At 71.5% G+C, this 14,581-nt stretch carries 12 protein-coding genes; 3 read left to right on the top strand and 9 right to left on the bottom strand.

Translation table 11 applies throughout. From position 1 onward, the window contains the following. The first annotated feature begins 202 nt into the window (after positions 1–202). The 3 genes from AB0F88_RS11320 (at position 203) to AB0F88_RS11310 (ending at position 3,229) form a co-directional block, all read left to right on the top strand. Positions 203–610: a hypothetical protein gene (locus AB0F88_RS11320; protein ID WP_362680711.1), complete on the top strand. Its 408-nt coding sequence runs from the start codon at positions 203–205 to the stop codon at positions 608–610. 22 nt (positions 611–632) lie between these two features. Further along, a complete protein-coding gene (locus tag AB0F88_RS11315; RefSeq protein ID WP_362680708.1) occupies positions 633–2,360 on the top strand; it encodes a DUF4012 domain-containing protein in 1,728 nt (575 codons plus the stop codon). A gap of 149 nt (positions 2,361–2,509) precedes the next feature. Further along, positions 2,510–3,229, top strand: coding sequence for a hypothetical protein (locus AB0F88_RS11310; protein ID WP_362680705.1), 720 nt, complete (start codon positions 2,510–2,512; stop codon positions 3,227–3,229). Here AB0F88_RS11310 and AB0F88_RS11305 read toward each other — a convergent pair. The 9 genes from AB0F88_RS11305 to AB0F88_RS11265 form a co-directional block, all read right to left on the bottom strand. Further along, positions 3,207–4,592, bottom strand: a complete 1,386-nt coding sequence (locus AB0F88_RS11305; protein WP_362680702.1) for a polysaccharide biosynthesis tyrosine autokinase — start codon at positions 4,590–4,592, stop codon at positions 3,207–3,209. The genes AB0F88_RS11310 and AB0F88_RS11305 overlap by 23 nt on opposite strands. 1 nt (position 4,593) lies before the next feature. After that, the gene (locus AB0F88_RS11300) at positions 4,594–5,631 is read right to left on the bottom strand and encodes an MraY family glycosyltransferase (RefSeq protein ID WP_362680699.1); all 1,038 of its coding nucleotides are present in this window, start codon (positions 5,629–5,631) and stop codon (positions 4,594–4,596) included. Further along, positions 5,628–6,617, bottom strand: a complete 990-nt coding sequence (locus AB0F88_RS11295) for an NAD-dependent epimerase/dehydratase family protein (RefSeq protein ID WP_362680696.1) — start codon at positions 6,615–6,617, stop codon at positions 5,628–5,630. The genes AB0F88_RS11300 and AB0F88_RS11295 overlap by 4 nt, the downstream gene beginning before the upstream one ends. Before the next feature lie 57 nt (positions 6,618–6,674). Beyond that, complete coding sequence (locus AB0F88_RS11290; RefSeq protein ID WP_362680693.1) at positions 6,675–7,637, bottom strand: NAD-dependent epimerase/dehydratase family protein; 963 nt, start codon at positions 7,635–7,637, stop codon at positions 6,675–6,677. Further along, the gene (locus tag AB0F88_RS11285) at positions 7,634–8,770 is read right to left on the bottom strand and encodes a glycosyltransferase (protein ID WP_362680691.1); all 1,137 of its coding nucleotides are present in this window, start codon (positions 8,768–8,770) and stop codon (positions 7,634–7,636) included. Before AB0F88_RS11285 ends, AB0F88_RS11290 begins: the two co-directional genes overlap by 4 nt. A 307-nt stretch (positions 8,771–9,077) precedes the next feature. Continuing rightward, a complete protein-coding gene (locus AB0F88_RS11280; protein WP_362680688.1) occupies positions 9,078–10,409 on the bottom strand; it encodes a hypothetical protein in 1,332 nt (443 codons plus the stop codon). 3 nt (positions 10,410–10,412) lie between these two features. Beyond that, positions 10,413–11,501, bottom strand: a complete 1,089-nt coding sequence (locus AB0F88_RS11275; RefSeq protein ID WP_362680685.1) for a glycosyltransferase — start codon at positions 11,499–11,501, stop codon at positions 10,413–10,415. Further along, complete coding sequence (locus AB0F88_RS11270) at positions 11,498–12,616, bottom strand: glycosyltransferase family 4 protein (RefSeq protein ID WP_362680682.1); 1,119 nt, start codon at positions 12,614–12,616, stop codon at positions 11,498–11,500. Before AB0F88_RS11270 ends, AB0F88_RS11275 begins: the two co-directional genes overlap by 4 nt. Position 12,617: 1 nt before the next feature. Continuing rightward, positions 12,618–14,581 (bottom strand): hypothetical protein (locus tag AB0F88_RS11265; RefSeq protein ID WP_362680679.1); only part of this gene is annotated, 1,964 nt, incomplete at its 5' end.

The following is a 14,581-nucleotide window of genomic DNA, read 5'->3' as shown; positions in this document are numbered from 1 at the left end:
GTGTCGGCTCGTCACAGAGGGGCGAAAAGTCGGTGATTGTTCGGCAAGCGTCGCGAGGCGGCGAGCTCGTTCCCGGCGAGGGTGCATATAACGGGTTCCATGGACATGCTGCCCGAATTGCGGGCGCTACTTCTATAGCTTGAAATGCTGCCGCCGGGAGTCTGAAATGGCAAAAAATTATTCGACATCTATTGTTCTGGCGGTGAGCGCCGGGGCCGCGTTGGTCCTCGGGGCCTCCACGGCGGCCTCGGCCGCGCCGCCGACCGCCGTGACCGGTCTGCCTGCGCCGGCAGTCGGGCAGGTGCCGTACCCGCCAGGTCCCAACGAGGAGGTCAACAGCATCAAGCAGGAGAACGACAACGCCACCAACATCGACCTGAAGGACAGGAAGAACCACCGCGGCGGCTCCTCGGACGATTGCGAGGGGGACTGCTGCGGGGACGACAGCTCCGCCAGCGGGGACGGCTGCCGGCCGGACTCGGTGGCGGACCTGCCGTTCACGGGAGCGCCCCTGACGACGGTGGCCATGCTCGGAGGCGGACTGCTGGCCGCGGGAACCGTCGGCACGCTGATCGCGGTACGGCGCCGCCGATCCGCCAGTGCCGAATAGGAGACGACGCCGAGTAGTCGCAGTGGGCCTGCTGGCCTCCGCGGGCCTGGTGCTCGCGGGGGGCTGGTCGGCCCATCTCGGCATGCGCGTCCGCGACCACCTGGAGGCCACCGGGACCGCACTGGTCCGGCTGCGCGCGGCGGTGGGCGCGGGCGACCCGCGCCCGGCGGCCACGGCACTGGCCGAGGCTCGGTGGCACGCGGCCGAGGCCCGGCGGCTCACCGGGGGCCCGGAGTGGTGGACGATCGCCCACGCTCCGATCGTGGGGAACGCCGCGGCGACCGTGCGCGGTCTCGCCGAGGCCGCCGCCGAGCTGACCGGCGTTCTCGCCGACGTGCGGGAGGTCGCCGCCCCCTTCCTGGCGATCGGGTCGCACTCCCCGGACGACCTGCGCCACCGGCTGGCCGCGCTCGACGCCGCGGCACCGGTCCTGGACGACGGCGTCTCCCGCCTCGGACGGGCGCTCTCACGCCTGGCGGCCGCCCCCGGCGGTACCGGCCTGGACCGGCTGGACGAGGCGCGCGGCACGGCACTGGCCGAGATCGACCGGCTGCGCGGCCTGCTCGGCCACGCCGCCGACGCCGCCGCCCTGCTGCCTCCGATGCTCGGCCGCGACGGCCCCCGCCACTACTTCCTGGCCTTCCAGACCAATGCCGAGGCGCGCGGCACCGGAGGGCTGGTCGGAGCCTTCGGCATTTTGAAGGCCGACCGCGGCAGGGTCGCCGTCGGGCACCTCTCCGCCAACACGGGGCTGGCCACGAGTCCCGTTCCCGTCGCCGAGCACGGCCGGGACTTCCTCGAGCGCTATGGAACGAGTGCGACCAGGATGCTCTCCGTCTCGAACCTCTCCCCGCACTTCCCGTACGCCGCGGCCACCTGGACGGGGCTGTGGGAGCGGCAGAGCCGAAGGCGGCTGGACGGCGCCGTCGCCACCGACCCGGTGGGTCTCGCCCACCTGCTGAGGCTGATCGGGCCGGTCCCCCTCCCCGGAGGGGGCAGGGTCACCGCCGGGAACGTCGTCGACCTCACCGAGCGGAAGGCCTACGCCCGCTACCCCGACCCCGCGGAGCGCAAGCGGTTCCTCATCGAGATCGCCGGTGCCGTCGGCGAGGCGCTGCCCGCTTCCCTCGCCGCCCCCGCCAGGCTGCTGCCCGTGCTGTCCGACATGGTGAGCGAGCGGCGGATCCAGGTCTGGAGCCGCCACGAGGCGGAGCAGCGGCGCCTGTCGGGCACACCGATCGGCGGCGTGCTGCCGTCGCGGCCCGGGCCGTTCGCGGGGCTGGTGGTCAACAACTCCGCCGGCGGAAAGCTCGACTACTACCTGGAGCGCTCTCTCGACTACGAGCTGGGCCCCTGCCGGGGCGGGTCGCGCTCCTCGACGGTGCGGATCGGGCTCACCAACGACGTCCCGCGGCGGACGCTGCCCTCCTACGTCACCGGCCGGCTCGACGATCCGGGGCACCGCCACCTCCCCGGTTCCAACCTGCTCTGGGTGTCGCTTTACGGCGGACTCGGCACGAGGATGACCGCGGCCCGCCTCGACGGCGACCGGGTCGCGGTCATCAGGGAGACCGAACGCTCCCATCCCGTCTACTCGGCCCTTTTAGAGTTCGCCCCCGGACAGTCCAGGAGGCTGGAGTTCGACTTCACCGAACTCGCCTCCGGCGAGCCGCCGCGGGTTCCGGTGCAGCCGCTCGCCCGTCCCCAGCGGACTCGCGTCACCCAGGACCCGCGGGGCTGCCCACCCTGACGCCGGACCTTCCGGTGGAGGGCCGGGGGCCGCCACCCGGTGCGCTCCCGCGCCGTATCGTCCGTATCGTCCGTCCGTATCGGCAGAAAAGAGCAAAGAACCGCGTGCCGTGGGCGGTGGCGTAACCGGGGGCGATCTACTCTCGCGCCATGAAGGCTTCACCGCGGACCGGTGGGACCGCACAGGACCCCGGGGCCGCGGAGGGTGCCGCGGCCCCGGGCGAGGGCGCCCCGGCCGGGCATGAGGGCTGTGGGCGGCGCTGCTGGCGGGATGTCCGGGAGGCGTGGGAGCCGCGGGAGGGTGCCCGCTTTCGCATCCTCTTCGTGTGCACCGGCAACATCTGCCGTTCCCCGCTGGCCGAGCGGCTGACCCGCGCGGCGCTCGGGCCGTGCCCGGCGGTCCAGGTGTCCAGCGCGGGCACACACGCCCAGTCCGGGATGGAGATGGCCGGGCACGCCCGGCGGACACTGGTACGGCTCGGCGGGGACCCCGCGGGCTTCGGCTCCCGCCTCCTCGTCCCCAAGCTGGTGGCCGAGGCGGACCTGGTGCTGACGGCCACCGGCCGGCACCGGGCGCATGCGGTGGCCCTGCATCTCGCGGCGGCCGGCCGGGCCTTCACCATCGCCGAGTTCGGCACGCTGGTGCGGGCCGTGCCGCCCGGGAAGGTCACCCGGCATCGCGATCCCGCGCATCGGGCCCGCGCCCTGGTCGACGAGGCGCGGGCGCTGCGCGGGCTGGTGCGGGTGGACGAGCTCGACATCGCCGACCCCTACGGGGGTTCCCGGCTGGCCTACCGGGCGGCAGGGCGGACCATCGCCAGGGCGCTCGCCGTCCCGCTCGGGTTGCTCACACACTCACAGGATGCTTGACCTCGGGCTTGGACTCCTCGGCGTCGTGGCCGTAGCCGTAGCCGTAGCCGAAGTACGTGTTGTCCTTGAGCGGGAAGAAGTTCAGGACGGTTCCCACCACTCGGGCGTTGACCGACGCCAGCAGCTCCGTGGCGCGCACCATGTGCTCGCGCCGGGTCTTGCCGTGACGGGTGACGAGGAGAACGCCGTCGCAGAGCGCGCCTAGCGTCGCGGCGTCGGTCACCGGCAGCAGCGGCGGCGCGTCGATGATCACCATGTCGTACGTCTCGGTCAGCTGGGCCAGCACCTCGCGCATCCCGCCGGAGCCGAGCAGCTCGCTCGGGTTCGGCGGGATCCGCCCGCTCGGCAGGACCGACATGCCCGGCTCGCCCCAGACCTGGATGACCTCCTTCAGCTGGGCCCTGCCGATCAGCACGTCCGTCAGGCCCGTCGTCCCCTCGATGCCGAGGTAGCTGGGGATGGTCGGGCGGCGCAGGTCGCCGTCCACCAGGACGACCCGCCATCCGGCCTGGGCCAGGGTTATCGCCAGGTTGGCCGAGACCGAGGACTTCCCCTCGCTCGGCAGGCAGCTGGTGACCACGAGTGACTTCGGCTGCCGGTCGACGCCGATGAACTGCAGGTTGGTGCGGAGCGTGCGGAACGCCTCGGACCTGGACGACCGGCCCTGGTTGCGCACGATCAGCGGATGGCGCCGCGCGTCCCGCTCGTAGCCGATGATTCCCAGGGTCGAGCTGCCCGACGCCTGCTGCAGTGCCTCCGTCGACTTGACGGTGGTGTCCAGGCGGTCGCGGACGACGATGACGGCCATGGCCAGGACCAGGGCGATCAGCAGGGCCATCACCAGGTTGACCACCGGCCTGGGACTGACAGGTGCCTCGGGCGTCTCGGCCCGGTCCACCAGCGTGACCTTCACGACGGGGCGGCTGGAGGGGCTGGGCCGCTCGATCTGGTCGATGAGCTCGGCGAAGCGCTCGCCCAGGGCGTTGGCCAGGCCGGCGGCCCGGGAGGGGTCGGGATCGCCGACCGTGGCGCGCAGCAATACGGTGCCGGGGACGGCCTCCGCGGTGATGTTCGCCTGCACGCGCTCCACGTCGTCCTCGCCGGTGATCTGGGCGACCACCCGCCGGCTGGAGAGAAGGGTCGCGTACGAGTGCACCCGCTGCGCCGACAGCATCCCCGCCTGGTAGGCGGTGGACAGGCTTCCCTCCCTGTCGTGGCCCGAGACCAGCATGGAGATCGTCGCGACGTACTTCGGCGGCGTGCCGGCCGTGACGGCGGCCGACGCGCCCACCGCCAGGACCAGCGCCAGGAGGATGAACGGCCAGTTCCTGCGCGCGAGCCGCGTGTAATAGAGGAGTTCCATGTCAGTGCCGCCTTTCGCGGATCTTCGGGAGGGGTTCGGGGGGGAGGGCCGGGGCGCGCCCGCTCACGCCTCGCAGCAGGCCGGTGAGGGCGACGGCGATCACGCAGGCCGCGGCCGTCGCGGCGAGCGGGGAGACCCGGCCTAGGGCCATCGCCAGGCAGAGGGCGCCGGAGATCGCCGCGATCGCGCCGAGCGCCGCCGCGACCGCGCGGGTTCCCAGGCCGGTCCGGCGCAGCCGGTGGGACACGTGGTCGGTGCCGCCCCGCAACGGTGAGCGGCCCGCCAGCATGCGGGAGACGAAGACCACGCAGGTGTCGAGGGTCGCCAGGAAGGTCGGCAGGAACAATCCGGCGACCGCCGCGTCCGCGGGGCGCCCGACGGCGAGGACGGCCGCCGAGCAGGCCAGCGTGAATCCGATGAACAGCGACCCCGAGTCGCCCATGAACACCCTCGCGGGCGCCCAGTTGTACGGCAGGAAACCCAGGCACGCGCAGGTGAGCGCGCACAGGAGCAGCGCGAGCGCGACGTGGCCCTGCGCCAGGGCGGTGGCGGCCAGGAGGGCCGCGGTGACGGCGGTGACGGTTCCCAGCGCGCCGTCCATGTTGTCCAGCAGGTTGAAGGAGTTCGTCATCACGACGATCCACGCCACCGTGAGGACGCCGTCCAGCCACGTCCCGGTCACGGTCGCCTGGACACCGGAGAGCACCACCCCGATCGCCACCGAGGTCTCCACGGCCAGCCTGGTGACCGCGGGCAGCGGGGCGATGTCGTCGATCAGCCCGAGGACGGACACCGCGGCCGCGGCGAGGACGATCGCGGTGATCTGCAGGTCGGCGAGGCCGAGGGCGATCAGGGCGGGCACGACGGTGCCCGTCACGATCGCGATGCCGCCGATGTACGGGGTCGGGCGGGCGTGTACCTTGTGCCCGCCTGGGGTGTCGACGAGGTTCCAGCGGATCGCCAGACGCCTCAGCGGCACGACGGCCGTGGCGCTGAGCGCGCAGGCCGCTCCCGAGACGAGGGCGACGGTCCCGCTCACGGGATGGACGCCGCCGACTCTCCGGAGGCCTCCCTGATGATCTCGGTGAGGATCTCGTCGAGGCTCCGCCGCGGGACCCAGCCGGTGAGCGCGCTGAGCTTCGCGGTGTCGGGAACCCTGCGGGTCATGTCCTCGAACCCCCGCTCGTAGGCCTCGGAGTAGGGGATGAGGTCGATCCCGGAGGTGGATCCGGTGAACTCGATGATGAGCTTCGCCAGTTCCATGATGCTCACCTCGTCGCCGGAACCGATGTTGAAGGTCTCGCCGACCGCCGCGTCCTCGTCGAGCAGCTTGAGCAGCGCGTCGACGACGTCCGCGACGTGCGCGAAGCAGCGGGTCTGGGTCCCGTCGCCGAACACGGTCAGCGGGACGGCCGAGAGTGCCTGCCGGACGAGGCTCGGGATGACCATGCCGTAGCTCGGGCTCTGCCGCGGGCCCACCGTGTTGAACAGCCGGACGATGATCGTCGGCAGGCCGCGCTCCTTGTGGTAGGCGTTGGCGAGGATCTCGTCGACGGCCTTCGCGGTGCTGTAGGCCCAGCGGACCACGGCGGGGCTGCCGAGGATGCGGTCGGCGTCCTCGCGCAGCGCGCCCGAGGAGTTCTTGCCGTAGATCTCGCTCGTGCTGGTGATCAGGATCTTCTTCCGGTACCGGTGCGCGGCCTCGATGACGATCTCCGAGCCCCGGATGTTGGTCGTCAGGGACCGCAGCGGCTGCTCGACGATCAGCTTCACGCCGACCGCGGCCGCCAGGTGGACGACGACGTCGCACCGGTGGACCAGCTCGTCGACCATGAGCTCGTCCAGGACCGAACCGTGCACGAAGCGCAGGTTCGGGTGCGGCCTGAGGTTCTCCAGCCGTCCCGTCGAGAGGTTGTCCAAAACGACGACGGAGTCGTCGCGGGCGAGCAGGGCGTCGGCCAGATGCGAGCCGATGAATCCGCTGCCGCCCGTTATCAGGTATCTGGTAGGTGGTGTCTTGCTCACGGGCTTCTCCTCATCACGTGCCTGGAGAGATCTCTGTCGTCGGCGGGAGACGGACGCTCACGCCTGCACACCGGCCACCTCGACGTTCGCGGCCCGCGTCCTCTCGAACCAGGCCACCGTCGTGCGGAGCCCGTCCTCCAGGGAGACGGGGCGCGCCCCGGGGAACAGCTCGCGCAGCAGGCGGGCGGAGGCCTGGGACTCCCGGACGTCGCCCCTGCGCGGCGGCAGGGAGACCGGCTCCACCACCCGGCCGAGGATCTCGGAGATGACGTCCATCAGGTGCCGCAGGGAGACACGGGTGCCGAAGGCCAGGTTCACCGGCTTCGTGCTCGTCACCCGGCGGGCGGCCGCGTCGGCGAGGACCCCGGTCACCGACTCCACGTAGGTGAAGTCCCGCGCCTGGCCGCCGTCGCCGTACAGCGGGACCGGCTCGCCCCGCAGCGCCGCGGAGACGAACGCCGGGATCACCGCCGCGTACGCGTGCCCGGCGCTCTGCAGCGGGCCGTAGACGTTGAAGAAGCGGAACGGCAGGACCGGCAGGCCGTAACTGTGCGCGTAGGCCAGCGCGTAGGCCTCCGCGGCGAGCTTGCCGGCCCCGTACGGGCTGAGCGGCCTGGTGGGCAGGTCCTCGTGCTTGCGGGGTTCGGGGCGGTCGCCGTACACCGAGGAGGAGGAGGCGAGGATCACGTGCGGCCTGCTCGCGCGGCACGCCTCCAGCACGTACAGGGTGCCGGTCGCGTTGACGGCGTGCGAGGCGAGCGGGTCGGCCAGCGACCGGGGCACCGACGGCCTGGCGGCGAGGTGGATCACGTGCGTGGCGCCGGCCACCAGGTCCGTCAGCAGATCCCGGTCCAGGATGCTGCCGATCACGACGTCGGCCTCGACGCCGTCCAGGTTGGCGAGGTCCCCGCTGCTCAGGTCGTCCAGCACCGTGATGTTCCCGACGTCGGACCTGGCCGCCAGCGCCCGGCACATGTGCGCGCCGATGAACCCGGCGCCGCCCGTCACCAGCACTCTCATCGCGTGTTCTCTTCCGCCACGAGCCGCCGGCCGGCCTTCCCGCACAGCGACCGGTAGAGGTGCTCGGTGTCGGAGACGAGGCGATCCAGGCCGAACGCATACTTCGTCCAGTCGCGGGCTGCCTCGCCCATCTGGCGGGCCAGATCCGGATCGCAGAGCAGGCGGACGGTGTGCGCCGCCAGTTCGGCCGGGTCGGTCGAGGCCAGCAGGCCGGTGTGCCCGTCCCTGACGACCTCGGCGACGCTTCCCACCCGGGTGGAGACGACCGGCGTGCCCGCCATGCCCGCCTCGATGAGGGTGAGCGGGGTTCCCTCGTTGTCGGAGGTCAGCACGACCACGTCGGCGGCGGCGTAGACGGCCTCCACGTCCTTCCTCCAGCCGAGCAGGTGGAAGGAGTCGCGGACGGGTTCGACGTCCCGCGTGACCTGCCGCTCCAGGTCGCCGCCTCCGCATATGACGAAGCGGCAGCCGGGGATCTGCCTGGACACGGTGTCGGCCACAGCGAGGAACCGGTCGGGCCGCTTCACCTGGGTGAGGCGGCCCACGTACGCCACGACGGGCGCGTCCGGCGGTAGCCCCAGCGTGGCGCGTGCCGTCCTGCGGTCGGGGACCGGTCCCAGCCGGACACCGGGAGGGATCACCACGTACTGGGAGGGGCGCCCGATCCCGGCCTGGAGCAGATCATCCCTGACCTGGGAACCCACGGTCACCAGCCGGTCCGACACGGACGCCAGGAGCCGTTCCGACCGCACGTAGAGCTCGCGCCTGACCGGGGAGAAGTAGCCGTGCAGGAGGTGCCCGTGGAAGACGTGCACCCGCGCCGAGCCGACGCCGGCCAGGCGGGCGGCCACCCGGCCCAGGGCGCCCGCCTTGGCCGTGCGGGTGTGGACGATGTGCGGGCGGAACGCCCGCATGGCGCTGATCAGCCAGAAGAGCGCGCGGTAGTCGTCTCCGGGCCTGACCGACCGGCCGAGGCCGGGGACCCGCTGGACCCGGGTCTCCGTGTCGTGCAGCCGGAGGTGGTCGCACTCGTGGTCGTCGACGTAGCCGGTGTAAAGGCGGTGGTCGAATTCCTTCGTGTCCAACCCTTCCGACAACCCCGACACCTGCGTGGCGGGGCCGCCGACGTTCATTCGGGCGATGATCTCCATTACACGAATCCGGCCGTCCGGCTTCATACGGGCTCCTCGGTGACAGGCCTGGCTCACGTCGGAGAAACTAGTTCGCTCTTTGAGCTGTCCGCCGACACCATCACGGTGACGGCGCGAGGTTTTTCCTATTCCCTACCTAGGCATGATCTAGCTGGGTCGCCCCAAGTGTTCGCAGTCCGCCCGATGATCCCCATTGGGGCCGGCGACTTCGCGAGTGGCCATGATGGAAATAAGGCGAATTAGCCTTGTTTATAGATATTCCGCATATCCGCGTTTCGCTTCTGGAAGATCACGTGCGGTCCGGACGACCGAGGTCGGTGATGCGCCGCAACGACGCGATCCAAAAACCCGTGCCGAGCGCGGCGACGGCCAGCGTGCCCCATGCGAAACAGAGCGACGCCTGGAACGGGCCCGAGGTGGTCCAGCTGGCGGCGAGAAGCATGCCCAGGAGCATGGCCCCCTCCGCCGAGAGGTACGCGAGCCGCCAGCCCGGCTTGCCGAGGGCGAGGGGAAGCACGTTGGACCAGCACACGGATCCCTTCACGCACGCGCCGCCCAGGAGCACCACGGCGACCACGCCGATGTGGGCGTACTGGGGGCCGTAGGCCATGCCGATGACGGTGTCGGTCGTCGGGAGCGCGACGGTGAGGGTCGCCGCTCCGGCCACGGTGAGCAGCAGGATCGTGCGCACGATGTCCCGCCTGACGGGAGCCGTCCCCGCCCCCGCCGTGGTGGCCCGGATGATCCGCGGATAGAGCATCGCGGCCACGGGAACGGCCAGGTTGGCGTAGAAGCGGCCGGGAGCTGACGCGATCTTGAGGATGGTCACAAGGGTCGGACCGCCCAGCAGGCCCGCGAGGGTGAGGATGCCCGAGTCGGAGATCCCGGCCACGCTGGTTCCCATGGACGTCTTCACGGTAAAGGCGATCATGCCTGAGGGCATCCGGACCCGATGGACGGCCGGCCCCAGCTCGGCGAGGAGCCCTCGGGTCGCGAGCAGGTAGGACACCACCGCCATCACCAGCGCACCCGCGGCCTGGCCCGCCAGGTAGAGGAGGGGCCCTCCCAGGAACAACCCGCCGAGGGACAGCCCGAAGGACAGGAGCGCACACCGCATCCTGAGCACGCCCAGAGCGCGAAGCCGGTCTGTCAGCGCGAAGGCCGCGCCCGCCGTGCCGTACGACGCCATGGCCCCGCGTGTGATGATCGCGAGAGCGAACATGAACGCGAACTCGTCCGGCAGGGAGCCCAGCAGGCGCGCGGTCAGCACCGCCAGAAGACCGACACAGGCCGCGGCCACCCCGATCGCCACGTCCCAGCGGATCAGGCGCATGAACAGCGAGGAGCCCCGCCCGCTACGCTGCTGTTCGATGGGGACGAATCGCTGGGCGGCGTTCTCCAGGCAGGGATCGCACAAAAGGAACCAGACGGTCGCCACGGACTGGGCGAAGATGACCTGACCGGATGTCTCGGTTCCCGTCAGGCGCACCAGGGCGATCAGGCTGAGAGTGGGAAGGACCGCCTCGCCCAGGCCGGCGGCGGCCAGCGAGGTGAAGGTCCGCAGATGGCGCCCGCCAGGCGGGCGCATCCGGTGGACGGCACGTCCGAGAGTGTTGACCATGTCCTACGAGCAGACCTCGTCGTACAGCCTGTCGAACCAGGCGGCCGCCCGGCTGATGTCCACGAGTTCCGCGCTTTCCCGCGCTCCTTCGCGAAGGCGCGCGTGGATCTCCGGGCGCGTCGCCCGCAGGATGCCCTCGGCGAGGGCGGCGGGGTTCCCCGGCCTGACCAGAAGGCCGTTCCCGCGGTCCTCGATCAGATGGGGCACTCCGCCCACGGCGGTGGACACGACGGGCACGCCCGCGGCGAGAGCCTCCATGACGACCACGGGCAGCCCTTCGTACGAGGAACTGAGCACGAGCAGGTCGGAGGAGGCGATGAGCCGGCCGGCGTCGGGCACGTGACCGAGCAGGCGTACGTTGCCCAGGCCGAGTTCCTCGACCCGGCGAGCCACCCGCGCGTGCAGGGGACCGGATCCGGCGAGCAGGAACACGGGACGGGGGTCTCGCTCCCCGACCATCGCCGCGGCTTCGACGAGTAGCTCGTGGTTCTTCTGCGCGTGGAAGTTGGCGACGTGCACGACCAGGAAGGCGTCCGGGGAAACGTTCCACTCTCGCCTGGTCTGTTCCGATCGAGCCGCCCAGCGGCGTTGTTCCGCGAGGTGGACGCCGTGCACGCGAACGGACAGGCCCCGCGAGCGCCTGCCGGTGCGAGCGCGGGCGACCTCAGGCGAGACGGCCACGGTCCGGGTGTCCAGCCACCCCGTCGCCCGGTCGAGCAACATCGTCGGCAGGCGGTAGCGGACGTTGTGCACGGTCGAGACCAGGGCCGGGCGTGGACTCAAGAACTGGGACACGGGCCGCAGGAGCGACGCCGGCAGGGGGGAGTGAATGTTGAGGACGTCGGGTTCCAACCTCCGCACCACGCACGCGAGGCGGACCAGGCGGAGCCAGCGCGGGCACGCGGTGAGGTCGACGACCCGGATGCCCGCCGATCGCAGCCGCCCGCTCAGCACGGGGGTGGAGGCCCGCAGGCACACGACGGTGTAGCGCTTGCCCGTCGGGGGAGCGGAGAGCAGCCTCTCGACGAGCAGGACCTCCGCGCCGCCCACGTCCAGCGTTTTGATCACTTCGCAGACGTGCAGGCTCCTCATGACGCGCTCGCGGGGGCGAGAGGAGGCCGGTCGGCGATGAGCGTCTCGTACCATTCCCCGATGCGGCCGCTGACCACCCGCCAATCGAGGTCCGATACGGCCCGTACGCCGCGTTCGATCATCCGCAGGCACAGCGCCTCGTCGTCGAGGACCACTCGCAGATGCGTCACCAGGTCGTCCACGGATCCCGAGCGGAAGACGCGGTAGGCGGAGCCGTCCGCGACGGCCGTGCCGAGCGAGGCGTCGGACGAGACGATCACGGCGGTGCCCAGCGCGAGAGCCTCCAGGGGGGCGGTGGGAATGCCCTCCCCGACGGTGGGAAGCCGGTGGGAGGCGTGCACGACCACCTGGGCACGGCTCACGAGCGAGTAGACGCCGTCGGCGGGGAGGTGCCCGGCGAACTCGATTCCCGAGCCTGTTCGGGCGAGCCGCTCCAGCCGGGCGCGTTCGGGGCCGTCCCCCGCGATGACGAGACGCGCGTCGGGGCGGACGGCGCGCAGCCGGTGGAAGGCCTGGATGGTCAGCGCGTGGTTCTTCACCCCCACCAGCGAGCCCACGCTGACGATCAATCCTGGTTCGACCGGATGGTTCTCCCGGAACCGGGCGAGGTGGTCGAGGCTCAGGCCGCTGGGCACGATCCGCATCCGCCGGTCGGGGATGCCGGCCGCCAGCAGGTCCCCCTGCGGCCGGTCTCCGGACACGATGAACCCGTCGGCATGGCGGAAGGCCCACGGCATGATCCGCCGGTGACGCACGGTGAGGGCGCCGTGGACGTGGATCACCAGGGGAATCCCGAGCCGTCGTGCGGCGGAGCCGAGACCGAGCGCCTCGCGGTGGTCGCCGTGCGCGTGAACGACGTCGACCCGGCGTGCCCGGCGAAGTGCTCGCGCGCACTCCATGGCGAAGGCGATCACGTCCGACTTCCTGGAGACGGCACGGCTGGCGCCGGTCCGTATCAGGGGAAGCGCCTGCGCGCCAAGCGGGAGATCGCCGCGCCGGTGGGCGACGATCACCTCGTGTCCACGCAGCATCTGCTCGCGGGCGAGGAGCTCGATGTAGCGCTCCTTCCCCCCCGGCATGGGCGGGAGCCGGTATCCGATATGGAGAATCCTCATGTCAATCCCCTGATGGGCCTGGTGCCTTCCCGGCTCGGCCGAGCCGGGCGGATGCTTCGTCGCCGGGTGTGCCACCGGCGGGACTCGCCGGGATCCCGTACTCCGGAATCCGGTAGACGGCGTAGTCGCCGGAACGGAAGCGGAGTTCGGCGAAGTCCCCGATGTCCCCGATCCCCGGTGCCCGGCCGGTGCGGCGCTCGTCGGCGAGGAGCCAGCGCACCCCGTAGCGCTCGCGCAGCCGCCCGATCGCGGCCGCCGAGGGTGCCTGGAAGGCGGCGTCGTTCAGCCGGATCCGCTCGCCGTCCCAGAACGGCAGATGCTCCGGCAGGGACCCCGGACGCCAGCGGCTCATGTTCGCGGAGGTGTAGGTCCAACCCTCGACCAGCACGCGCCGTTCGGACAGGGCGGCCACCCAGGACTGGCGGCTGTCGCACGGATCCTCGTACCCCCAGCGGCAGTGGGCGTTGGTGGCGACCAGGTCGCCCGGATCGGAGTGGGCGCGCAGCCAGCGGCCGGCCTCCATGACACCCCGGGGGACCGACGTGGACGCCACCGGCCCGGCCACTCCACGAGAGTCCTTTCCGAGGAGGCGGTCCATGGCCGAAAGCACACGCGCATGCCCATAGGCGGGCAGGCCGATGGCCGCGAACACGACCGTCATGAGGACCCACGCGCGAAGTCCTCCACACTTGACGACCAGCACGGCGGCCACCAGCACGGCGGCCATCGTCAGCACGATGTACGGCCGGTAGAGGACGAAGTCCCCCTCGCCCGGATCGAGAGGGATCCTGACGCCGCACAGGATGGGGATCGCATAGGCGGCGACCGTCCCGGCGCCGGCCGCGTACGCGATCGTCCTGAGCGGCATCCGTGCCCGCCGCACGAGGACAAGGATCCCGTAGACCGCGACGATCACCAGGTAGGGATAGGCCCCCCAGAGGAAGAAGAGCTGGCTCCGGCCGGGGTGCCCGAACAGGAGCGCCGCGCCCGCACCCGCCGCGCCCGTGCCGAGCAGGAGGACCACCGCCGGTCGCAGGAGCAGTCGCGGCCTGCACAGCAGCCCGAGGATCCCGCACCATGCGACGACCCAGCACAGCAGGTAGATCGACGCGACGCCCACCACCGAGCCGGTCGGAGGTTCCACCTGGTCGCCCAGACCGGTCACCTCGCCCCATGCGGCTCGCGCGAAGGAGAGAGGTTCGACGATCAGCCCTTGCCGAACGCGGCCGAACAGCGCGAACTGCGCGAAGAGAGAGCACGCCGCCGTCATCCCGAGCGCGGCGAGCGCGGCCCGGGGCGCCCGGCGCCGCCTGACCACCTCGACCCCGACGACGGCGGCCAGTCCCGCCGCGAGCAGAGGCAGGTAGACGGCCTTGGCCCCCATGACCGCCACGATGAACACGCCGAGCAGGAGCCATCTGCCGACGTCACGTCTCCGCCGTTCGAGAAGGTCGGCGAGCAGCAGGACGACCGGGGCGAACAGGAGGGCTCCGAAGGCCTGGGTGGGGCTCGTCCATGAAGCGTCTGGAATGCCTCCCCAGGTGAACAGCTCACTTGTCCCCAGGTAAAGACTCGCCGCTCCGACGGAGATCGTGCCGGTGAGGGCCAGGAGTGCGGCGGGGCGGGAGCCGGTGAGGCGGTGGGCGATCATGGCCAGGAGGACGAGGAGGGCGGCCAGCATGGGCAGCATGCCCAGGCGGAAGAGCAGGACGAGGGGTTCGATGCCGGTGATCCAGCTTGAGGCGGCGAAGTGGGTGTAGACGAACCAGTGGTAGAGCAGGGGTTCGCCGTCGATCATGGGGACGGTGGGGGGCAGGTGGTGTTTCACCTCGCCGATCAGGGCGAGGTGGAAGGGCATGTCGACCGAGGAGGTGGCCAGGGTGGGCCAGGTGAGGGCGTGGCCGCGGAAGAATCTGGCGATGCCCAGGATGGTGAGGTAGGCGATGGTCAGGGCCAGTGCCCATG

Origin of the sequence: Streptosporangium sp. NPDC023963 (genome assembly GCF_040639135.1) — a bacterium.
Classification (GTDB): Bacteria; Actinomycetota; Actinomycetes; order Streptosporangiales; family Streptosporangiaceae; genus Streptosporangium.
Note: the sequence above shows the minus strand (reverse complement) of the source record. Positions and strands in the feature narration are given on the sequence as shown.